The 19,700-nt window shown below is 64.2% G+C and carries 18 protein-coding genes; 9 read left to right on the top strand and 9 right to left on the bottom strand.

Annotated elements, in window-relative coordinates; genetic code table 11:
* Positions 1 to 73 precede the first annotated feature (73 nt).
* The 7 genes from DFS21_RS05145 to DFS21_RS05115 all read left to right on the top strand — a co-directional run bounded on the left by DFS21_RS05145 (position 74) and on the right by DFS21_RS05115 (position 7,900).
* The gene (locus DFS21_RS05145) at positions 74 to 1,732 is read left to right on the top strand and encodes a Na/Pi cotransporter family protein (protein WP_102683030.1); all 1,659 of its coding nucleotides are present in this window, start codon (positions 74 to 76) and stop codon (positions 1,730 to 1,732) included.
* A gap of 31 nt (positions 1,733 to 1,763) precedes the next feature.
* Entirely contained in the window at positions 1,764 to 3,167 is a 1,404-nt protein-coding gene (locus DFS21_RS05140) for a pitrilysin family protein (RefSeq protein ID WP_111531943.1), read from the top strand.
* Positions 3,168 to 3,303: 136 nt separating this feature from the next.
* On the top strand, positions 3,304 to 4,314 hold the full coding sequence (locus tag DFS21_RS05135; protein ID WP_111531942.1) for a DUF5924 family protein: 1,011 nt from the start codon (positions 3,304 to 3,306) through the stop codon (positions 4,312 to 4,314).
* Between the two features lie 117 nt (positions 4,315 to 4,431).
* On the top strand, positions 4,432 to 5,565 hold the full coding sequence (locus DFS21_RS05130; protein ID WP_110696995.1) for an ABC transporter permease: 1,134 nt from the start codon (positions 4,432 to 4,434) through the stop codon (positions 5,563 to 5,565).
* On the top strand, positions 5,562 to 6,347 hold the full coding sequence (locus DFS21_RS05125; RefSeq protein ID WP_110696993.1) for an ABC transporter ATP-binding protein: 786 nt from the start codon (positions 5,562 to 5,564) through the stop codon (positions 6,345 to 6,347). The genes DFS21_RS05130 and DFS21_RS05125 overlap by 4 nt, the downstream gene beginning before the upstream one ends.
* Positions 6,348 to 6,350: 3 nt before the next feature.
* Positions 6,351 to 7,289: an MlaD family protein gene (locus DFS21_RS05120; RefSeq protein WP_046853636.1), complete on the top strand. Its 939-nt coding sequence runs from the start codon at positions 6,351 to 6,353 to the stop codon at positions 7,287 to 7,289.
* Positions 7,286 to 7,900: an ABC-type transport auxiliary lipoprotein family protein gene (locus DFS21_RS05115; RefSeq protein ID WP_102683026.1), complete on the top strand. Its 615-nt coding sequence runs from the start codon at positions 7,286 to 7,288 to the stop codon at positions 7,898 to 7,900. The genes DFS21_RS05120 and DFS21_RS05115 overlap by 4 nt, the downstream gene beginning before the upstream one ends.
* Here DFS21_RS05115 and DFS21_RS05110 read toward each other — a convergent pair.
* From DFS21_RS05110 to DFS21_RS05085, 6 genes are all read right to left on the bottom strand, one after another.
* A complete protein-coding gene (locus DFS21_RS05110) occupies positions 7,882 to 9,111 on the bottom strand; it encodes a nucleoside recognition domain-containing protein (protein WP_110696991.1) in 1,230 nt (409 codons plus the stop codon). The two genes, DFS21_RS05115 and DFS21_RS05110, sit on opposite strands and share 19 nt — an antisense overlap.
* Before the next feature lie 229 nt (positions 9,112 to 9,340).
* A complete protein-coding gene (gltP, locus tag DFS21_RS05105) occupies positions 9,341 to 10,675 on the bottom strand; it encodes a glutamate/aspartate:proton symporter GltP (protein ID WP_023629390.1) in 1,335 nt (444 codons plus the stop codon).
* Positions 10,676 to 11,404: 729 nt separating this feature from the next.
* The gene (locus DFS21_RS05100) at positions 11,405 to 11,875 is read right to left on the bottom strand and encodes an inhibitor of vertebrate lysozyme family protein (protein WP_102683025.1); all 471 of its coding nucleotides are present in this window, start codon (positions 11,873 to 11,875) and stop codon (positions 11,405 to 11,407) included.
* Positions 11,876 to 11,880: 5 nt separating this feature from the next.
* Positions 11,881 to 12,042 carry a DUF1328 domain-containing protein gene (locus tag DFS21_RS05095; protein WP_008092060.1) on the bottom strand — a complete coding sequence of 54 codons (162 nt, stop codon included), beginning with the start codon at positions 12,040 to 12,042 and terminating at the stop codon, positions 11,881 to 11,883.
* A gap of 39 nt (positions 12,043 to 12,081) precedes the next feature.
* Complete coding sequence (locus DFS21_RS05090; RefSeq protein WP_102683024.1) at positions 12,082 to 12,369, bottom strand: hypothetical protein; 288 nt, start codon at positions 12,367 to 12,369, stop codon at positions 12,082 to 12,084.
* A 175-nt stretch (positions 12,370 to 12,544) separates the two neighbouring features.
* Positions 12,545 to 13,366, bottom strand: a complete 822-nt coding sequence (locus DFS21_RS05085; RefSeq protein WP_111531941.1) for a BON domain-containing protein — start codon at positions 13,364 to 13,366, stop codon at positions 12,545 to 12,547.
* Between the two features lie 210 nt (positions 13,367 to 13,576).
* Here DFS21_RS05085 and algB point away from each other — a divergent pair, with 210 nt between their 5' ends.
* Together algB and DFS21_RS05075 are read left to right on the top strand one after the other, a co-directional pair.
* Positions 13,577 to 14,923, top strand: coding sequence for a sigma-54-dependent response regulator transcription factor AlgB (algB, locus tag DFS21_RS05080; RefSeq protein WP_046853630.1), 1,347 nt, complete (start codon positions 13,577 to 13,579; stop codon positions 14,921 to 14,923).
* Entirely contained in the window at positions 14,920 to 16,698 is a 1,779-nt protein-coding gene (locus tag DFS21_RS05075; protein WP_110696985.1) for a KinB sensor domain-containing domain, read from the top strand. Before algB ends, DFS21_RS05075 begins: the two co-directional genes overlap by 4 nt.
* A 24-nt stretch (positions 16,699 to 16,722) precedes the next feature.
* Here DFS21_RS05075 and DFS21_RS05070 read toward each other — a convergent pair whose 3' ends face one another.
* The 3 genes from DFS21_RS05070 to DFS21_RS05060 form a co-directional block, all read right to left on the bottom strand.
* Positions 16,723 to 18,342: an EAL domain-containing protein gene (locus tag DFS21_RS05070; protein ID WP_371926770.1), complete on the bottom strand. Its 1,620-nt coding sequence runs from the start codon at positions 18,340 to 18,342 to the stop codon at positions 16,723 to 16,725.
* A 110-nt stretch (positions 18,343 to 18,452) separates the two neighbouring features.
* Positions 18,453 to 19,229: an N-acetylmuramoyl-L-alanine amidase gene (locus DFS21_RS05065; RefSeq protein WP_214500761.1), complete on the bottom strand. Its 777-nt coding sequence runs from the start codon at positions 19,227 to 19,229 to the stop codon at positions 18,453 to 18,455.
* A 72-nt stretch (positions 19,230 to 19,301) separates the two neighbouring features.
* Positions 19,302 to 19,697, bottom strand: a complete 396-nt coding sequence (locus DFS21_RS05060; protein WP_110696980.1) for a hypothetical protein — start codon at positions 19,695 to 19,697, stop codon at positions 19,302 to 19,304.
* Positions 19,698 to 19,700 lie beyond the last annotated feature (3 nt).

The following is a 19,700-nucleotide window of genomic DNA, read 5'->3' as shown; positions in this document are numbered from 1 at the left end:
CCACCCCCGGGCCAGGCTCGCCGCTGCACCCATTGGCCCCGCCCAGGGGCATAGAAGAAAAGGGGGCCCGACCATGCTGACCCTGCTCAATCTGCTATCCGCCGTGGCGTTGCTGGTGTGGGGCACCCATATCGTGCGTACCGGCATCCTGCGGGTCTATGGCTCGAACCTGCGCCGCGTGCTCGGCCAGAACATGAACAAGCGCCCGCTGGCCTTCATCGCCGGTATACTGGTCACCGCCATGGTGCAGAGCAGCAACGCCACCGCCATGCTGGTCACCTCGTTCGTCGGCCAGGGCCTGATGGCCATGACCCCGGCCTTGGCGATCATGCTCGGTGCCGACGTCGGGACCGCGCTGATGGCGCGGGTGCTGACCTTCGACCTGTCCTGGCTGTCGCCGCTGCTGATCTTCCTCGGGGTGATCTTCTTCCTCTCGCGCAAGCAGACCCGCGCTGGCCAGCTAGGCCGCGTCGGCATCGGCCTGGGCCTGATCATCCTGGCGCTGCAGTTGATCGTCCACGCCGCCGCGCCGATCACCCACGCCCAAGGGGTGAAGGTGCTGTTCGCCTCGCTCACCGGCGATATCCTCCTCGATGCCCTGATCGGCGCGCTGTTCGCCATGATCTCCTACTCCAGCCTGGCCGCCGTGCTGCTCACCGCCACCCTGGCGGGCGCCGAGGTAATCAGCCTGCCGGTGGCCATCGGCCTGGTGATCGGCGCCAACATCGGCAGCGGCCTGCTCGCCTTCCTTACCACCAGCCTGCAGAACAGCGCCGGGCGCCGGGTGGCGCTGGGCAGCCTGTTGTACAAGGTGATCGGCCTGCTGCTGATCATCCCGGTGCTGCACCCGCTGGTGGCCTGGATGGACAGCCTGAGTTTCAGCCCGCAGGAGCTGGTGATCGGCTTCCACCTGCTCTACAACACCTTGCGCTGCCTGCTGATGCTGCCGACGGTCAAACCCATGGGCCGCCTGTGCGGCTACCTGCTGCCCGAACGCGACAACGGCAATGGCCACCACCAGCCACGCCACCTGGACCCGACCGCGTTGAACACCCCCAGCCTGGCGCTGGTCAACGCCGTGCGCGAGACCCTGCGCCTGGGCGATATCGTCGACAGCCTGCTCGAGGCCATGCTCGGCGCCCTGCGCGGTACCCAGACGGCCTTGCCGCAACAGGTTCGGGCCCTCGGGGAGGATGCCGAGGCACTGTACAACGCCATCAAGCTGTACCTGGCGCAGATGCCCCGTGAAGACCTCGCCGAACAGGAAAACCGGCGCTGGGCAGAGATCATCGAGGTGGCGATCAACCTCAAGCTGGCCAGCGACCTGATCGAGCGCATGCTGCGCAAGGTGCAGCAGCAGAAGACCTCGCAGCGCCGGGAGTTTTCCCAGGTCGGCCTGGAGGAGTTGACCGGCCTGCAGGAGCAATTGCTGGCCAACCTGCGCCTGGGCCTGTCGGTGTTCCTCAGCGCCGACCCGCAGAGCGCGCACCAGTTGCTGCGCGAGAAACGTCGCTTCCGCGCCCAGGAGCGGCGCCTGGCCCACGCCCATGTCAGCCGCCTGCAACGTAAAGTGGTGCAGAGTATCGAGACCAGTTCGCTACACTTGGAGCTCATTGCCGACATGAAGCGTTTGAACTCTTTGTTCTGCAGCAGTGCCTATGTGGTACTGGGCGGCACCGATACCGGCGGGCTGATGCTCGACAGCGTGCCGGACGAAGCCCGCCAGCCTTGAGCCACGACACCCCGGAGACCGAAGCTCGCCTATGCGTTGCCTGTTGTTCGTTTGCCTGCTGATCTGCAGCCTGCCCACGCTCGCCCTCGACCGCTCGCGGGTCGAGGGCTACCTGCTGCCCAACGGCCTGCAGGTAATCCTCAAGTCCGGCTACGAGCGCGATCATGTGTCGATCCGCCTGGTGGTGGGCGTGGGCCTGGACGACTTCGACTGTGACCAGCGCGAGCTGCCGCACCTGCTCGAACACCTGCTGTTCAGCGGTATCGACGAGACGGGCGAGGGCGGCCTGGAGGAGCGCATCCAGGCCCTGGGCGGGGAGTGGAACGCCTTTACCAGCAGCGCCGACACCACCTTCGTCATCGAGGCCCCGGCGCGCAACCAGCGCAAGGTGCTCGACCTGCTGCTGGCGGTGGTCCGCGATACCCACATCGACGCCAAGGCGCTGGCCACCGCGAAAAAGATCATCGAGCGCGAGGACGGTGGCCATTATGGCCGCCTGCAACGCTGGCTCGATCGCCAGGACATCGGCCATCCGGCCAGTGACCAGCTGGCCACCGAGCTGGGCCTGAAATGCCCGGAACGCTCCAACCTCGACGACATGACACTGGAGCAGGTCCAGCAGTTGCGCGAGCACTGGTATGTGGCCAACAACATGTCGCTGATCGTCGTCGGCGGCCTCGACCGCCTGCTGCCGGCCTATCTGGAACGCACCTTCGGCGAGCTGCCGGCGACCGAGCCCGAAGAACGCCGCAACCTCGAAAGTATCAGCCAGCAGGCCGAGCCGCGTCGCGACCTGACCCGCGGCTGGCTGGGCGACAACGTCAAGCTGCACTGGCTGTTCATCGAGCCGACCCTGGAGGAGGGGCACGACCAGACCCTCGAGCTGCTGTCGCGCTACCTGGACTGGGCGCTGTACGACCAGTTGCGCCTGCGCCACGGGCTGTCATACGGGCCATCGGTGCAACGCGAGAGCTTTGGCGACAGCGGGCTGCTCAGCCTGAATGCCGACCTCGAGCGCCAGGAACTCGACAAGGCACTCAAGGTACTCGAGCAGTTGTTCGACCACCTGCGCAAGCATGGCCTGGACCCGGACACCTTCGCCCGCATCAAGGAGGCAGCGATTGCCCGGGAGAGCTGGACCACCCAGGGCAACGCGGCGCTCGCCGACTACTACTGGGGGGCGCTCAACGCCTACGAGGACGGGCGCTTCACCGACCCGGTGCGAGAACTTCGCCAGGTCAGCCTGAAACAGGCCGATGCAGCGCTGCGCGAGCTGCTCAAGGAGCCTGGTTACCTGCGTATCGAGAAGCCGTTGCTGGGCTATGACGAGTTGTATGGGCTGGTGGCGTTGTTGTTGGGGCTGATACTGGCGGTCGGGTTGATCCGTCGCCGTCGGCCACACACCAAGCCCAGCGGTGCTACACGGGCGCCTTGATTCGGCGGTATCCTGTAAGCCGTTCGCTAGCGCTCATCGCGGGGCAAGCCCGCTCCCACGCCGACTCTTGCGTGGGAGCGGGCTTGCCCCGCGATGAAGCTGGCACAGCCATCCACCGCTCCCTGTTGCTTGCCCCATGCCCCCACTCCCCAGCTTCATCCTGCGCATCATCGAGCTGCTCAAGCGCTACCCCGGCATCATTGCGCTCTACGGCTTCGTCTCGGGGATCGGCAGCTTCATCCTGGTCGACCGCCAGGCCGGCCTGGCCAGATGGATCGCCATCGCGATGCTGGTCAGCTGGGTCTGGCTGATGCTGGAGAACACCCTCACCGAACTGTTCGCCCGCACCTTCAAGCGCGAGATCCCACAACCGCTGCTGCGCTTCGCGACGCAGATGATTCACCAGGAAAGCCTGTTCTTCGTCCTGCCGTTCTTCTTCATCACCACCACCTGGAACAGCGGCCAGCTGGTGTTCACCGGCCTGCTCGGTGCCGCGGGGCTGATCTCGATCATCGACCCGCTGTACCACAAGTGGCTGGCGCCGCGGCGCTGGCTGTTCCTGGCGCTGCATACCCTGACGCTGTTCGCGGCCATGCTCACGGCGCTGCCGATCATCCTTCACCTGACCACCGCGCAGAGCTTCAAGCTTGCGCTGATCGCCGCCATGGCGCTGTCGTTCCCGAGCCTGGCCAGCAGCTTCCCGATCAACAACTGGCGCCGTGGCGTAGCGCTGGTGCTGGTGACCCTGGCGGTGGGCGGCGGCGGCTGGCTGCTGCGCTCCTGGGTGCCGCCGGCCACGCTGTGGATGACCGACGTGGCGATCAGCACCGAGGTGCTCAACCGCCAGCCAGGCGCGTCGCTGGAGGAAGTAGCAGCCAGCCGCATCCGCAGTGGCGGGCTGTATGCCTACACCGCCATCAACGCGCCGCGCGGGCTGAACGAGCGCATCTACCATGTGTGGCAGCTCGACGGCAAAGAGGTCGACCGCATCGCCCTGGACATCCACGGCGGGCGCAAGGAGGGCTACCGCGCCTGGACCCACAAGCAGAACTTCCCACCGAATCCCGTGGGCAAGTGGCAGGTGAGGGTGCTGACCGAGGACGGGCAGGTGATCGGGGTGTTGCGGTTCAGGGTGGTCGAATCCTGACAAGATCGCCGGGCAAGTCGCATCGGCGCACCGCCGCTCCCACGCCATGATTCTGGTGGGAGCGGGCCTGCCCCGTGATGGGCTATGATCTGAGTCGCCGATTCACCAGTCAGATGCATGGAGCCTATGACCGCCCCGAGCGCTACCCTGGACACCGAGCAGCAGCCCACCCGCCTGCGCATCGTCGGCGACTGGACCCTGGCCCACTACGCCGAGCTCAAGCGCGAATGCGAGCGCCTGGGCAGCCAGTACGGCGATGACACCCAGGTCGACCTCAGCCAGCTGGGCCGCCTGGACACCGCCGGTGCCTCGCTGCTGGCCGAACTGCTGGGCTCCGAACGCCTGTCGCGCTGCAGCGACGAACTCCCCGACGCCAGCCGGGCCTTGCTGAAGAACGTCTATTGCTCGGTGCAAGACTACTGCATCCCGGTCAAGGAACCGGAGCAGCCAGTGCTGCTGCTCCTGCTGGCGCGCATCGGCCGCGCCGTCGACCAGCTGTGGCAGGACACCACCCAGGTGCTGGGTTTCATCGGCCTGATCCTGCAGACCTTGTTCCTGCGCCTGTTCCAGCCGCATCACTGGCGGGTCACCCCGGTGGTCGCGCACCTCGAGCAGACCGGCCTGGACGCCGCGCCCATCGTCGCCTTGCTGACCTTTCTGGTTGGCGCTGTGGTGGCCTTCCTTGGCGCTACGGTACTGGCCGACTTCGGCGCAACGATCTTCACCGTCGACCTGGTGGCGTTCTCCTTCCTGCGCGAGTTCGCCGTGTTACTGACCGCCATCCTCATGGCCGGGCGCACCGCCAGCGCGTTCACCGCGCAGATCGGCTCGATGAAGGCCAACGAAGAGATCGACGCCATCCGCACCCTGGGCCTGAACCCCATCGAGCTGCTGGTTGTGCCCCGGGTGCTTGCACTGTTGATCGCATTGCCATTGCTGACCTTCGTCGCGATGCTCTGCGGCATGATCGGTGGCGCGGTGGTCTGCGCCCTGACCCTGGACATCTCGCCTGCCATGTTCCTCTCGCTGCTGCAGAGCGACATCGGCGTGCAGCATTTCCTCGTGGGCATGGCAAAGGCGCCATTCTTTGCCTTCCTGATCGCCGCCATCGGCTGCCTGGAGGGCTTCAAGGTCAGCGGCAGCGCCGAGTCGGTGGGCGCCCACACCACCTCCGCCGTGGTGCAATCGATCTTCGTGGTCATCGTGCTGGACGCGGTGGCCGCGCTGTTCTTCATGGAGATGGGCTGGTGACTGAAGCGGTGATCGAAGCCCGGGGCCTGTGCAACCGCTTCGGCAGCCAGAGCGTGCACGAGAACCTCGACCTGGACCTGTACCGCGGTGAGATCCTCGCCGTGGTCGGCGGTTCGGGCAGCGGCAAGTCGGTGCTGCTGCGCAGCATCGTCGGCCTGCGCCGGCCCAATGAAGGCACGGTCAAGGTGTTCGGCCAGGACCTGGCCACGCTCGACGAAAACCAGCGCTCGCTGGTCGAACGCCGCTTCGGCGTGCTGTTCCAGAAGGGCGCGCTGTTTTCATCGCTGACCGTTACCGAGAACGTCGCCCTGCCGCTGATCGAGCATGCCGGGCTGTCGCGGGCCGACGCAGAGCACCTGGCCGGGGTCAAGCTGGCGTTGGCCGGGCTACCGATCAGCGCCGCCGACAAGTACCCGGCCTCGCTGTCCGGCGGCATGATCAAGCGCGCCGCCCTGGCACGCGCCCTGGCCCTGGACCCGGACATCCTGTTCCTCGACGAGCCCACCGCCGGCCTCGACCCGATCGGCGCCGCCGCCTTCGACCAGTTGATCCTCACCCTGCGCGACGCCCTGGGCTTGTCGGTGTTCCTCATCACCCACGACCTGGACACGCTCTACACCATTACCGACCGGGTGGCGGTGCTGTCGCAGAAGAAGGTGCTGGTAGCCGGGCCCCTGGCCGAGGTCGAGCAGACCATTGATCCCTGGATTCACGAATACTTTCACGGCCCGCGTGGCCGGGCGGCCGAAAACGCCGCCCTGCGCGCCCGCCAGGAGCGCTGAACGATGGAAACCCGAGCTCATCATGTCCTGATCGGCCTGGTCACCGTGCTGGTGGTGGCGGGCGCCATGCTGTTCGGCCTGTGGCTGACCAAGTCCAGTGTCGACGACGCTTTCAAGGACTACGAAGTGGTGTTCAACGAGGCGGTCTCGGGCCTGTCCCGCGGCAGCCCGGTGCAGTACAACGGCATCAAGGTCGGTGATGTCAGCAGCCTGCGCCTGGACCCGAAGGACCCGCGCCGGGTCCTGGCTCGCGTGCGCCTCAGCGGCGACACGCCGGTCAAGGAGGACACCCAGGCCAAGCTGACCCTGGCGGGGGTGACCGGCAACTCGTTCATCCAGCTCAGCGGCGGCACGCCGCAAAGCCCGGAACTCAAGGGCAAGGACGGCAAGCTGCCGGTGATCGTCGCCTCGCCATCGCCAATCTCGCGCCTGCTCAACGACAGCAGCGACCTGGTGACCAACATCAACCTGCTGCTGCACAACGCCAACCAGATGTTCTCCTCGAGCAACATCGAGCGCCTCAGCAATACCTTGGCCAACCTCGAGCAGACCACCGGCGCCTTCGCCAACCAGAAGGGCGGGATTTCCGAGGCCATCGAACAGCTGGCTCAGGTCGGCAAGCAGGCCAATGCCACCCTGGCCGAGACCCAGGCCCTGATGCGCAACGCCAATGGCCTGCTCGGCACCCAGGGCAAGCAGGCCATCGGCAGCGCCGAGCAGGCCATGCAGTCGCTGGCCGAAAGCACGGCGACCATCAACAGCCTGCTGCAGGACAACCGCCAGTCCCTGGACGACGGCGCCCAGGGCCTGAACCAGATCGCCCCGGCAATCCGCGAACTGCGCGAGACCCTCAACTCGCTCAAGGGCATCTCCCGGCGCCTGGAAGCCGACCCCAGCGGCTACCTGCTGGGCCGCGACAACAACAAGGAGTTCCAGCCATGAAGCTGTCGCTGCGCCTGGCCGCACTCGTTTCCACCCTGAGCCTGGCTACGGCCTGCTCGATCCTGCCGCAGTCCGAGCCTGTGGATATCTATCGTCTGCCGGTGAGCCAGACCGCCCGCAGTGCCGCGCCGCTGGACTGGTCGCTGCGCCTGAACAAGCCACTGGCCAGCGAAGCCCTGGCCGGGCCGCGTATCGCGGTCATTCCCCAGGGGGATGTGATCAGCAGCTACAAGGGCGCCCGCTGGAGCGATCCGACGCCGATGCTGGTGCGCAATCGCCTGCTCGACGGCTTCCAGCGCGATGGCCGAGTGCAGCGCCTGAGTGCCGACGACAGCAACCTGCAGGCGGACTACGAGCTGGGTGGCGAACTGCAAGCGTTCCAGAGCGAGTACCGCCCGGGCGGGGCAGTGGAGGTGGTGATCCGCTACGATGCACGGCTGGTGCAGGGCCGCAGCCAGCGCATTCTCGCCAGTAAACGCTTCGAGGTACGCCAGCCGCTAGGCAGCCAGCAAGTGCCGGCAGTGGTCGCCGGCTTCGGTACAGCCAGCGACCAGCTGGCGCGCCAGGTGATCGACTGGACTGTCAGCCAGGCTCAGGCGAAGAACCAGTAGCAGACGAAGATCGCCGCGATCACCCCGGACAACTCGGCCAGCAGCGCGCAACCCACCGCGTGGCGCACGCGCTGGATACCCACCGCGCCAAAGTACACCGCCAGCACGTAGAAGGTGGTTTCGGTGCTGCCCTGGACGGTCGCCGCCACCAGCGCCGGGAAGCTGTCCACGCCCTGGGTCTGCATGGTCTCGATCAGCATCGCCCGCGCCGCACTGCCGGAGAACGGCTTGACCAGCGCCGTGGGCAGGCCCTCGACGAAGCGCGTATCCAGGCCCATCCAGGTCACCGCGTGGCGAATGCCGTCCAGGGCCAGCTCCAGGGCGCCCGAAGCGCGCAGCACGCCCACGGCCACCAGCATCGCCACCAGGTAGGGCAACAGCCCCTTGGCCACGTCGAAACCCTCCTTGGCACCCTCGACAAAAGCCTCGTACACCTGCACCCGGCGCAACGCGCCGATCACCAGGAACAGGATGATCACGCCGAACAGCGTCAGGTTGCCCAGGATCGAGGACAGGCTGGCCAGCGCGGCCGCTGACAACGTGCCAAGGAAGGCCATGAAGCCACCCAGCAACAGCGCGCCGGGGATCAGGTAGGCAAGCACCACCGGGTCCCACAGGCGCAGGCGCTGCATCACCGCCACCGACAGCAGGCCGACCAGGGTCGAGCAACTGGTGGCCAGCAGGATCGGCAGGAACACCATGGTCGGGTCAGGCGCGCCTTGCTGGGCGCGGTACATGAAGATGGTCACCGGCAGCAGGGTCAGTGACGAGGCATTGAGTACCAGGAACAGGATCTGCGCGTTGCTCGCCGTGGTGCTGCTGGGGTTGAGCTCCTGCAGCGAACGCATGGCTTTCAGGCCGATGGGCGTGGCGGCGTTGTCCAAGCCCAGGCCGTTGGCGGCGAAGTTCATGGTGATCAGGCCCAAGGCAGGGTGACCCGGCGGCACCTCCGGCATCAGCCGGGCGAACAGCGGCCCGAGGACCTTGGCCAGCCATTCGACGATACCGGCCTTCTCGGCGATCTTGAGAAAACCCAGCCACAGGGTCAGGGTGCCGAACAGCAGGACCATCACCTCTACCGAGAGCTTGGCCATGGCGAAGATGCTCTCGACCATAGCGGCGAAGATGCCGGCATTGCCGCCCACCAGCCATTGGCCCAGGGCGCTGATGGCCGCAATCAGGAAAAAGCCGAGCCAGAGGCCGTTGAGCATCCGTGTGTTCCCCCGTGAAAAATGCCCGAATGATAGCGCAATCAACGTACGCGCTGTTGGGGGCGCTTCGCACCCCATCGCCGGCAAGCCGGCTCCCACAGGGATTTGCGATACCCGTGTGGGAGCCGGCTTGCCGGCGATGGGGCCAGTGTGGGTAACACGGCCGCGGTCAACTTTCAGACAGCAAAAAGCCCCGACTTTGTCGGGGCTCTTCGTTCAGCTCAGCGGCTTACTGGTTGACGGTCTTGCCCGCCACCACGGCCTCTTTCTTGCCTTTTTCCAGCACCAGCGACTTGTAGTACGCCTCGCCTTTCTCGGCGTCGTACATACCCTGCCACTTGGCGATGACCACTGCGGCCAGGGCGTTGCCGACCACGTTCAGCGCGGTACGGGCCATGTCCATGATTCGGTCGACACCGGCAATGAAGGCCAGGCCTTCCAGCGGGATGCCCACGCTGCCCAGGGTGGCCAGCAGCACCACGAACGATACGCCCGGCACGCCGGCGATACCCTTGGAGGTGACCATCAGGGTCAGCACCAGCAGCAGCTGCTGGCTCCAGGACAGGTCGATGCCGTACAGCTGGGCGATGAAGATCGCCGCGATGCTCTGGTACAGGGTCGAACCGTCGAGGTTGAACGAGTAGCCGGTCGGGACCACGAACGAGCAGATCGACTTCGGCGCACCGTACTTCTCCATCTTCTCGATCACGCGCGGCAGCACGGTCTCGGAGCTGGAGGTGGAGTAGGCGAGGATCAGCTCATCTTTCATGATGCGCATGATCTTGATCACCGAGAAGCCGAACAGGCGAGCTACCAGGCCCAGCACCATGAAGGCGAAGAAGGCGATGGCGAAGTACACCAGCAGCACCAGCTTGGCCAGCGGCAGCAGCGAGCTGAAGCCGAAGTTGGCGACAGTCACGGCGATCAGGGCGAACACACCGATCGGCGCGTAGTTCATGATCATGTGGGTGACCTTGAACATGGTCTCCGACACGCCCTGGAAGGTACGCACCAGCGGCTCGCGCAGATCGGCGTTCAGGCTCGACAAGCCCATGCCGAACATCACCGAGAAGAAGATGATCGGCAGCATCTCGCCACGCATCAGCGCCGCGAAGATATTCGACGGGATCAGGTTGAGCAGGGTCTCGATGAACGCGTGCTCATGCTGCACCTCGGCCGCGGTGGCCTGGTACTTGGAGATGTCGACGGTGCCCAGGGTGCTCATGTCGATGCCGGCGCCTGGGTGGAACACGTTGGCCAGGACCAGGCCGACGACGATGGCGATGGTGGTCACCACCTCGAAGTAGATGATGGTCTTCAGGCCGATACTGCCCAGTTTCTTCGCGTCGCCTACCCCGGCGATGCCCACGATCAGCGACGAAATCACGATCGGGACGACGATCATCTTGATCAGGCGAATGAAGATATCGCCGGCCGGCTGGAGGACGTTGCTGATCCACCATGCCTTTTCTGCACTGAAATGATTCAGTAGCGCGCCGACTGCAACGCCCAGCAACAGACCGATGACGATCTGCCAGGCGAGGCTCAGTTTTGCCTTCTTCATGTCATTACCCTTTGTTGTAGTGGTCACGGGCACCTGACGGAAAGTCGCGTTCCAGAGCGCTTGAAAGCTTCTGGTGGGCTGCATGTTCCGTTCCGGGCCCCTCTGTAAGGACACCGCGAGCGAGTATTTCTGGCGCTCGGGCCAAGGAAAAAGGCGGCAACTATTGCGACGTGGGCAGGGGCAGTCTAATGCCGGAAACGACTACCCCATACCGAATCGGCATGAGACCAGAAGCCGAAATCGAGCATCGCCAAAGCCTTGATTTTCAACGTTCGGATTTCCGAACAAGGCCAATGCGCCATTTTTCGGCAGATTTGCAGGTATGGAAGATGGGGGTTTGATGGCGTGTTCGACAATCCGAATGGCTGAAATGCCACACAGGCTGACCTGTCGGACAACTAAAAAAATTTCGATATACGGTAGCGACAAAATGTGTCTGAACTAAAAAGTCGCTCGTATGGATAGATAAATTCCTACAGGCGCTTCGGAAGCCAGATCGGTCACGTCCTGCTATGCAGACCCGATCGACCTGCAACTTCCGATGCCACCCTCTCCTGACCCGGCCCATGATGGAGGCACTCCCTGTACCCCTAGGCCACTCCGACCCTGCAACAGTCAGAACGGCCCGGCCCCCTGGTCATGCGCCGTCCCTCCTCGGGGCGGCGCATCATAGAAGCCTGAAAGATAAAAAGGTTCAGCTTCTATAGCGTTACAGTGCGCGACCGCTGGTCAGTACCAGTTCGGGTCACGCTTGAGCTGCTCCTGCAGCAAAGCTTTCATGCCTTCGTCCGGCTTGCCCAACCAGCGGTAGTCCGCATGGCGGGTCGGCGACTTGTCCGCTGGCAAGCCCTCTGGCACTTCCACAAGCATGCCGTAGGCTTCGTCCTTGTCCCAGCTGAAGGCAACGACCAGGCGCTTGTAGGTGCAATTGCCCTCGGATTCGCAGAGCGGACCAACCAGATACTGGTCGCCGTCCTCGGTCACCGCCGACATCTGCTGCGCCGAGCTGCCGCTGAGGTTGATCACCCATTCGGGCAAGCGCTCTTCTTTCTTTATCGTGTTCTGCCAGGTCTTCTGGTATTCGGGGTCCGAGCCAAGCAACTGGTTGACCCGGACCTGGCCGTCATTAGCGGCCAGCGCCGACGCACCACTGCCTAGCAGCAGTGCGACGGCCAAGGCTTTCGGGAGCATCCTGCTCATGATCGTCAACCTCTACCGCGGCCGAAGAAGAAGGAGGCTACGAACAGCACCAGGAAGACGATGAACAGGATCTTCGCGATACCAGTCGCAGCACCGGCGATACCACCAAAGCCCAGGACTGCGGCAATAATGGCGATGATCAGGAAGGTGATAGCCCAACTCAGCATGATGTTTCTCCTTTTCTTGTACGAAATCGGTCAGAAGTATCAGAACACCCAACGTTCCTGAGGCTCGACGCGGTCGAGAACGGCAGGGGCAGTATCGGCGCTGGGCAGTGGCTGGGTGGCCTTGACCAAGGTGCTGGCGTGGGGCGTTGCCCGCAGCTGCGTCAACAGCGCAGTCTGCGCCGCCACTTGCTCGGCCAGCCGGGCGGTCTGCCAGCTGTGATGGAACAGGCCGACCGCCAAGGTCAGCAGCAGGGCCATGCCGAGGAACAGCAGCTGCTGCAGGGGTACTACAGCGCTCTGCGTGCGGTTGACGTTGGGGCGATTCATGCCGGCTCCTCCTGCAGTACTTGTTATCCGTTCTTGGGAAGATCAGTGCAGCCTGCATGCCAGCCGTAGTACTCTAGATAAATCCTTTTAAATCAATTAGTTACTGAATATACGCATAATAGCGAAGGACGTATCCTGCACGATGGCCCTACAAGGGCTCGTGCGATTTGCACGATCAGCCCTCTACCTTGGTGGCGATCTTCAACAGATCGGCGTCTACTCCGCGCACCCCGACGATCTGCCTCGCGACGTCCACGGCAATGGCCTTCTGCTCGCTGCTGACCACCTCGCCCGATAACCTGACCAGTCCGTCTTCACTGGCTACCTTGATGTTCAGCCCGTCCAGGTTGCGGCTGAAGCGGTAGCTGGCCTGTATCTTGTCGACGATCCAGCTGTCGCTGGGCTGCGGACCGGTTGGGGCATCGACAGGTTTTTCCCTGGCCTTGGCCAGGGCCGTGCTGTCCAGGCTGACCAGGTTGTTGACCAGGTGCACCCCATCGGTGGTACGCGCCAGAACCCCGGCAAGTTCCTTGGCCTCGGGGCTGTCCACCTTGCCGCGCAGGGTCACCACGCCTTCACGGCTTTCCACCTCGATAGGGGCCTTCTCGGTAATCCGGCTCCACAGCAGCCGTGCGCGCACCACCGCACCGAGGGTAGCGTCCTCCAGACGCTGGGCGTAGGCACGCAGTTCCAAGGGCTTGTCCACCAGCCCCGGGTCGATCCGCAACTGGTTGTCCACCTGTTCGATCCCGCGTGTGGCCAGGGCCACCTGTTCGGCCAGCATGCGTTCCACCGGGTTTTCCACTTCGCCCGAAAGCCGAGCCCGCCGGCCATCGACTTCTACCTTTATAGGGAAGGCATTGAGCATGGTGTTAAGGGACAGCGCCGTCTGCAGGGCACCTTCAAGTCGCGCTTCCTGCACCGGGTCGGCGTGGGCCTGGGCGACGATCGACAACACACAAGCCGCTAGCACGGCCATTCGAGGGTAGATACACATCACAAAACCTCCTTTCGCATCACTCAACCTTGGACTATCGCAACCGACATGCCAGCTGTTTACCCACAATCAACTTTCGATTTATCAACCACTTAGCCATCATGAAGGCATGCGGCTAGCATGCATGGAACAGAATCAATCAGAATCGACCATGCAACTTGCCCGATTTTTCCGACACTAATTGAGATCAATCCCAAAGGAGCGCAGGAAATGGAATCAGCCCAGGACAACCAAGGCCGCATTCTGCTGGTGGACGACGAGTCCGCCATCCTGCGTACCTTCCGCTACTGCCTCGAGGACGAGGGCTACAGCGTGGCGACCGCCAACAGCGCCGCCCAGGCTGAGACGCTGCTGCAGCGCCAGGTGTTCGACCTGTGTTTCCTCGACCTGCGCCTGGGCGAGGACAACGGCCTGGACGTATTGGCGCAAATGCGCATCCAGGCGCCATGGATGCGGGTGGTCATCGTCACCGCCCACTCGGCCATCGATACCGCGGTGGACGCCATCCAGGCCGGTGCCGCCGATTATCTGGTCAAGCCCTGCAGCCCCGACCAACTGCGCCTGGCCACGGCCAAGCAGTTGGAAGTACGCCAGCTGTCGGCGCGCCTGGAGGCCCTCGAGGGTGAAGTACGCAAGCCCAAGGACGGCCTGGACTCCCACAGCCCCGCGATGATGGCGGTGCTGGAAACCGCCCGCCAGGTGGCGACCACCGATGCCAACATTCTCATCCTCGGTGAGTCCGGTACCGGCAAGGGCGAACTGGCCCGCGCCATCCATGGCTGGAGTAAGCGCGCACGCAAGGCCTGCGTGACCATCAACTGCCCGTCGTTGAACGCCGAGCTGATGGAAAGCGAGCTGTTCGGACACACCCGTGGCGCCTTCACCGGCGCCAGCGAAAGTACCCTGGGGCGGGTCAGCCAGGCCGATGGCGGCACACTGTTCCTTGACGAGATCGGAGATTTTCCCCTCACATTGCAACCAAAGTTGCTGCGCTTTATTCAGGACAAAGAATACGAGCGGGTCGGTGACCCGGTCACGCGACGGGCAGATGTGCGGATCCTCGCGGCCACCAACCTCAACCTCGACGAGATGGTGCGCGAGAACCGTTTCCGCGAGGACTTGTTGTACCGGTTGAACGTGATCACCTTGCACCTGCCTCCCCTGCGCGAGCGCAGTGAAGACATCCTGACCCTGGCCGACCGTTTCCTGGCGCGCTTCGTCAAGGAGTATTCCCGCCCGGCCCGTGGCTTCAGCGACGAAGCGCGCGCCGCCCTGCTCAACTACCGCTGGCCGGGCAACATCCGCGAACTGCGCAACGTGATCGAGCGCGCCAGCATCATCTGCCCACAGGAACGTGTGGAGATCAGCCACCTGGGCATGGCTGAGCAACCCGCCGGCAACGCGCCGCGGGTCGGTGCGGCGTTGAGCCTGGACGAGCTGGAACGCGCCCATATCGGCGCGGTGCTGGCCACCAGCGACACCCTCGACCAGGCCGCCAAGACCCTGGGTATCGATGCCTCCACCCTGTACCGCAAGCGCAAGCAGTACAACCTATGAAATGGCCGATGAAGCTGCGCACGCGGCTGTTCCTGAGCATCTCGGCGCTGGTCACCGTGGCCCTGCTGGGCTTACTGCTGGGGTTGTTCAGTGTGCTGCAGATGGCAGCGCTGCAGCAGCGCGTGGTGCAGGACACCACCCAGACCCTGGAGCTGGCCCTGAAGCTGCGCCAGAACCTGGGCGAGCAGCTCAACCTCATCCTCGACGAGGACACCGCCCCAAGCACCCTCGTCACCCTGCAGGATCAGTTCCAGACACTGCTCAAGCAGGGGCTGGAACAAGGCGGCGAGCGTACCGGTTTCAGCAAGGCCGCCAGCAACTACCAGGCGTTCGTCCAGGCCTATCGGCAGAGTCCGGCGCCCGCTCGCAGCATGGGTGTGGACCAGCCCCTCGGCGCCGCCTTCAACCAGGTGCGCACCGACTTGCTCGACTCGCACCGCCAGGCCCTGGAGCACATTACCCGCAGCGAGGCGGCATCACGCGACCACGCCTTGCTCATCAGTGGCCTGCTCGGCCTGATGGGCCTTGTCGTACTGGTCCTCGGCTTCATCACCGCGCACAACATCGCGCGCCGCTTTGGCCAGCCGATCGAGGCGCTGGCCAAGGCCGCCGACCAGGTCGGCCAGGGCAACTTCGACGTCACCCTGCCCGTGACGCAGGCCACCGAGCTCAACCTGCTGACCCGCCGCTTCGGCCTGATGGCCGACGCCCTGCGCAAGCACCAGGCCACCAATGTCGATGAGCTGCAGGCTGGCCAGCAGCGCCTGCAAGCGGTACTGGACAGCATCGACGACGGCCTACTGATCATCGACCGCCAAGGACGCCTGGAGCACCTCAACCCGGTGGCCCAGCGCCAGCTCGGCTGGGACCCGAGCCGCCTGGGCGTAAGCCTGGCCGAAGCCCTGCAACGCCCCGAGCTGGAACAACAACTGCGCCAGGTGCTGCGCGGTGGCAGCCTGGACCGACTGCCGGAAGACCTGAGCCTTGAGGTGGATGAAGAGACCAGGCTGCTGACCTATAGCCTGACGCCGGTCAGCCACCCCGAAGGACCTATTCTAGGCGCGGTGATGGTGTTGCACGATGTCACCGAACAACGCGCCTTCGAACGGGTACGCAGCGAGTTCGTACTGCGTGCTTCCCACGAGCTGCGCACTCCCGTCACGGGCATGCACATGGCGTTCGGGCTGTTGCGCGAACGTGTCAGCTTCCCGCCCGAAGCGCGGGAGAACGATCTGCTCGAAACCATTGCCGAGGAAATGCAGCGCCTCACCCAATTGATCAACGACCTGCTCAACTTTTCCCGCTATCAAAGCGGCTTGCAGAAGCTGGAGCTGGCCCCCTGTTCATTGGAGGAACTGTTCGAGCGCGCCCAGGCGCGTTTCGTCGAACAAGCCTCTGACAAGCAGATCGAGATCATCCGCGAGCTGGAGCCACCGCTGCCACGCATCCAGGCCGATGTCGCCCAGCTCGACCGCGTGCTGGACAACCTGCTGCACAACGCCATTCGCCACACCGGCTCCGGCGGGCGTATCCGCCTGCATGCAAGGCGGCATGCCGAGCGAGTGATCATAAGCGTCGAAGACAACGGTGAGGGCATCGCCTATGGCCAGCAGGGGCGGATCTTCGAGCCTTTCGTGCAGGTCGGGCGCAAGAAGGGCGGGGCCGGGCTGGGTCTGGCGCTGTGCAAGGAAATCGTGCAGTTGCATGGCGGGCGGATGGGCGTGTTCTCACGGCCGGGGCAGGGGACGCAGTTCTACATGGCACTGCCGGTATGACCTGTCCCTCCAGGGCGCCCAGCCTCAAGGCTCATCATCGATCCGCCGCCCCGCCACCCGCCGCCCGCGGGTAATCAGCTCGGCAAACTGACGGGCATTCAGCGGATGGGCGAACAACCAGCCCTGCCCGTAGTTGACCCCCTCGCTGTTGAGCAGCACCGCCTGGTCCTCGCACTCGATGCCTTCGGCGATCACCCGCAGGTGCAGGTCGTGGGCCATGCGGATGATGTGCGGCGCCACGCCACTGCTGGCGGCGTCATGGCCCAGGGCATCGATGAACGACTTGTCGATCTTCAGGCAGTCCACCGGCAGGGTCTGCAGGTAGGCGAGGCTGCAATAGCCAGTACCGAAGTCATCGATCAGCACCTGGTGCCCGACGGCGCGCAGGGCCTGCAGGTTGTCCCGCGCCACCACCACATCGATCAGGCCACGCTCGGTCACCTCGAAAGCGATCTGGCTGGGGGCGACGCGATGGTGCGCCAGCAACCGCGCCGCCACCCGGCCTATACGCGGTGCCATGACGTCGCAGGCCGCCAGGTTGACCGAGATATAGAGCTGGCGGTTGGCCCGCAGCAACTGCCCCAGCTGTTCGAGCACCCTTTGCAGGACAAAGTCGGTGATCTGTCGAATCTGGCCGGTGTTCTCCGCCAGGGGGATGAACAGCTCCGGACTGGTCAGGCTGCCGTCCGGGCGGCGCCAGCGCACCAGGGCCTCGGCACCGACACAGCGGCGGCTGTCCAGTTCGAAGATCGGCTGGTACAGCACCTGTAGCTCGCCACGGCGCAGCGCATGCTGCAGCTCCGAACTCATCGAGCGGCGTTGCAGGATCAGTTGCAGCACCAGCCAACCGATGCAGCCGGCCAATACCAGGCTTCCAGGGAACAGCAACCAGAGCAGGCCATTGAGCTTCAATGGCAGGCTTGCCCTCGGCGCGATCAGCACCAACTGGTAGTCCGGGGATTTGGTGGACATGCGGTAGACCAGGCGGTCGGGCAGCTCGATCAACGACTTGCCCTGCGCGGGCGGCCATTCGCTGGTCGGTGGCCAGGGTTGCGTCGGGCCCAGCACGGGGATGGCCCGGGTACCCCGATCCAGCACTACCAGCAGGCTGCCACCGGGCGGCAGGTCGACGACGTCGGTGAGGTGGCCACGGGAGGTGGAGACGACGAAGCGGCCACGGCCCAACATCAGGGCCGCGAGATTCTCGTTGGGTTCAGTAGTGGTATTGAGCCAGTAGCTGTAGGTCGGCCCTTGGATGTCCGGGCTGCGCAAGGGCTCGATGATCCGCTCGTCGCCGCGGTTGGAACAGGCCCGCGTACCCTCCACATAGGACGCTTCATAGATGAACCGCGACTTCAGCGCCACCTGTTGCAGTTGCGTCAGCATCAGCGCATCACAGCCGCGCAGGGGCTGCGCCTGAAGCTGGTCCACAGCCTCGCGCAATTGGCCGAACACCTGCTCCAGGCGCTCGAGGAAACGCTCGCCCTGGGCATTCATCTGCGCGCTTTCACTTTGTTTCATCTGTTGCAGGGCAACGTTGACGCTGATCGCAAGCAAGAGCCCGGCGCTGGCAAGCGCCGCGAGCGCGGCCAACAGCCAGGGACGGTGGAAAAATTGACGCACCGAAGTGAAAAGGGCAAGCATGCGTGGCATCCAGTTGAATACCAAAGGTATAGCAACTGAATCAAAGCTTGGCGCAGCCGCTGGGCATGTGAATTGGCCCGCTTGCGCGCCAAGCATCCGAAAAGTTCGGGTCAGCGGTTGCGGTTAAGCACCTGCAACATCGCGGCGGTCTGCGCATCCGGCGTGCCATCGAATAGCCGCGGGCGGAAACGCATCTGGAAGGCCGCGATCACATGCCGGGTGGCCACGTCCAGTTCACCGGTCTGGTCGATGGCGTAGCCAAAACGCGCCAGTTGTTGCTGATACCAGCTGATGGTCGGCGGATTGACCTCGAAATAGGCCTGCTGCCGCGCTACAGAAGGCGCGTCCGGCCAGACCCCCAGGCCGGCCTCGGCCAGACGCTTCCAGGGGAACAGCGGGCCCGGATCGAGCTTGCGCAGCGGGGCGATGTCGCTATGGCCGATGATGTGGCGCGGGTCGATATTGTTGCGCTTGACGATATCCTGGAGCAGGGCGATCAGCGCTTGCACCTGGGCTTCGCTGTAAGGGTGCCAGACACGCCCGGTCGGCGTGTCCGTGTAGCCCTCGTTGACGATCTCGATACCGATGGAGCTGGAATTGAGCCAGGTGCGCCCCTGCCACTGGCTATCCCCGGCGTGCCAGGCGCGGCGGTTCTCGTCCACCAGCTGGTAGACAGTGGCCGGGCCGTCGCCGATAAGGTAATGGCTGCTGACCTCGCCGTGGGTCAGCAGGGCGAGGGAGCGCTCCAGCGACGCGTTGGTGTAGTGCACGACGACGAACTGGATGCGGCTGTCCTGATTGGCCGAGGGGTGGTTGCGGTCGATACGCAGGCCACTGGAACAGCCTGCCAGGGCCAACAGGAGCAGGGCGGTGAAAAGTCTTTTCATTGCGGGGAGCACGTCATTGAGTAGGTGACAACAGCGCTACAGTATAACGTGCTCCTGATGACTCAGTGGCGTTCAGCGCACGCACAGCAACTGGAACGCCAGCGAGTTATCACCGGATGGCCCGTTAACGTCGACCAGTTGGGTGGCCACGATCACCTTGTCTGCCCGTGGCTTGCCAATCACCTTACCTTGACCATAGATAACGCGTTCATATTGACTGTTATCAATGGGCGACATGGCGCAATAACCAGGGTCACCTTGGGTCACCTTCTTCTTGAGGCTTATGGTGTACTCGGTCAGGTAATCGGTCTGAACCCGCCGCTCGACTTGTGTGATCCATTGGGGGGATTGGTTCAGGATCGTGCCGTCATCACTGATGTGTGCGGTAAAAATGGCCTGATTGGCGTACGCCGCGCCCTGAATCCCGAATGCCAACATCAGCACTAGGAATAAGCGATTGACGGTCATAAC

Origin of the sequence: Pseudomonas sp. 2848 (assembly GCF_003253945.1) — a bacterium.
In the GTDB taxonomy this organism is placed as follows: Bacteria; Pseudomonadota; Gammaproteobacteria; order Pseudomonadales; family Pseudomonadaceae; genus Aquipseudomonas.
This window is presented reverse-complemented; position numbering and strand designations above follow the sequence as displayed.

Excerpts from the sequence above, each read along its gene's own strand:
- DFS21_RS05145 (WP_102683030.1), top strand. The coding sequence starts at position 74 with ATGCTGACCCTGCTCAATCTGCTATCCGCCGTGGCGTTGCTGGTGTGG.
- DFS21_RS05140 (WP_111531943.1), top strand. The coding sequence starts at position 1,764 with ATGCGTTGCCTGTTGTTCGTTTGCCTGCTGATCTGCAGCCTGCCCACG.
- DFS21_RS05135 (WP_111531942.1), top strand. The coding sequence starts at position 3,304 with ATGCCCCCACTCCCCAGCTTCATCCTGCGCATCATCGAGCTGCTCAAG.
- DFS21_RS05130 (WP_110696995.1), top strand. The coding sequence starts at position 4,432 with ATGGAGCCTATGACCGCCCCGAGCGCTACCCTGGACACCGAGCAGCAG.
- DFS21_RS05120 (WP_046853636.1), top strand. The coding sequence starts at position 6,351 with ATGGAAACCCGAGCTCATCATGTCCTGATCGGCCTGGTCACCGTGCTG.
- DFS21_RS05115 (WP_102683026.1), top strand. The coding sequence starts at position 7,286 with ATGAAGCTGTCGCTGCGCCTGGCCGCACTCGTTTCCACCCTGAGCCTG.
- DFS21_RS05110 (WP_110696991.1), bottom strand. The coding sequence starts at position 9,111 with ATGCTCAACGGCCTCTGGCTCGGCTTTTTCCTGATTGCGGCCATCAGC.
- gltP (WP_023629390.1), bottom strand. The coding sequence starts at position 10,675 with ATGAAGAAGGCAAAACTGAGCCTCGCCTGGCAGATCGTCATCGGTCTG.
- DFS21_RS05100 (WP_102683025.1), bottom strand. The coding sequence starts at position 11,875 with ATGAGCAGGATGCTCCCGAAAGCCTTGGCCGTCGCACTGCTGCTAGGC.
- DFS21_RS05095 (WP_008092060.1), bottom strand. The coding sequence starts at position 12,042 with ATGCTGAGTTGGGCTATCACCTTCCTGATCATCGCCATTATTGCCGCA.
- DFS21_RS05090 (WP_102683024.1), bottom strand. The coding sequence starts at position 12,369 with ATGAATCGCCCCAACGTCAACCGCACGCAGAGCGCTGTAGTACCCCTG.
- DFS21_RS05085 (WP_111531941.1), bottom strand. The coding sequence starts at position 13,366 with ATGTGTATCTACCCTCGAATGGCCGTGCTAGCGGCTTGTGTGTTGTCG.
- algB (WP_046853630.1), top strand. The coding sequence starts at position 13,577 with ATGGAATCAGCCCAGGACAACCAAGGCCGCATTCTGCTGGTGGACGAC.
- DFS21_RS05075 (WP_110696985.1), top strand. The coding sequence starts at position 14,920 with ATGAAATGGCCGATGAAGCTGCGCACGCGGCTGTTCCTGAGCATCTCG.
- DFS21_RS05070 (WP_371926770.1), bottom strand. The coding sequence starts at position 18,342 with ATGCTTGCCCTTTTCACTTCGGTGCGTCAATTTTTCCACCGTCCCTGG.
- DFS21_RS05065 (WP_214500761.1), bottom strand. The coding sequence starts at position 19,229 with ATGAAAAGACTTTTCACCGCCCTGCTCCTGTTGGCCCTGGCAGGCTGT.
- DFS21_RS05060 (WP_110696980.1), bottom strand. The coding sequence starts at position 19,697 with ATGACCGTCAATCGCTTATTCCTAGTGCTGATGTTGGCATTCGGGATT.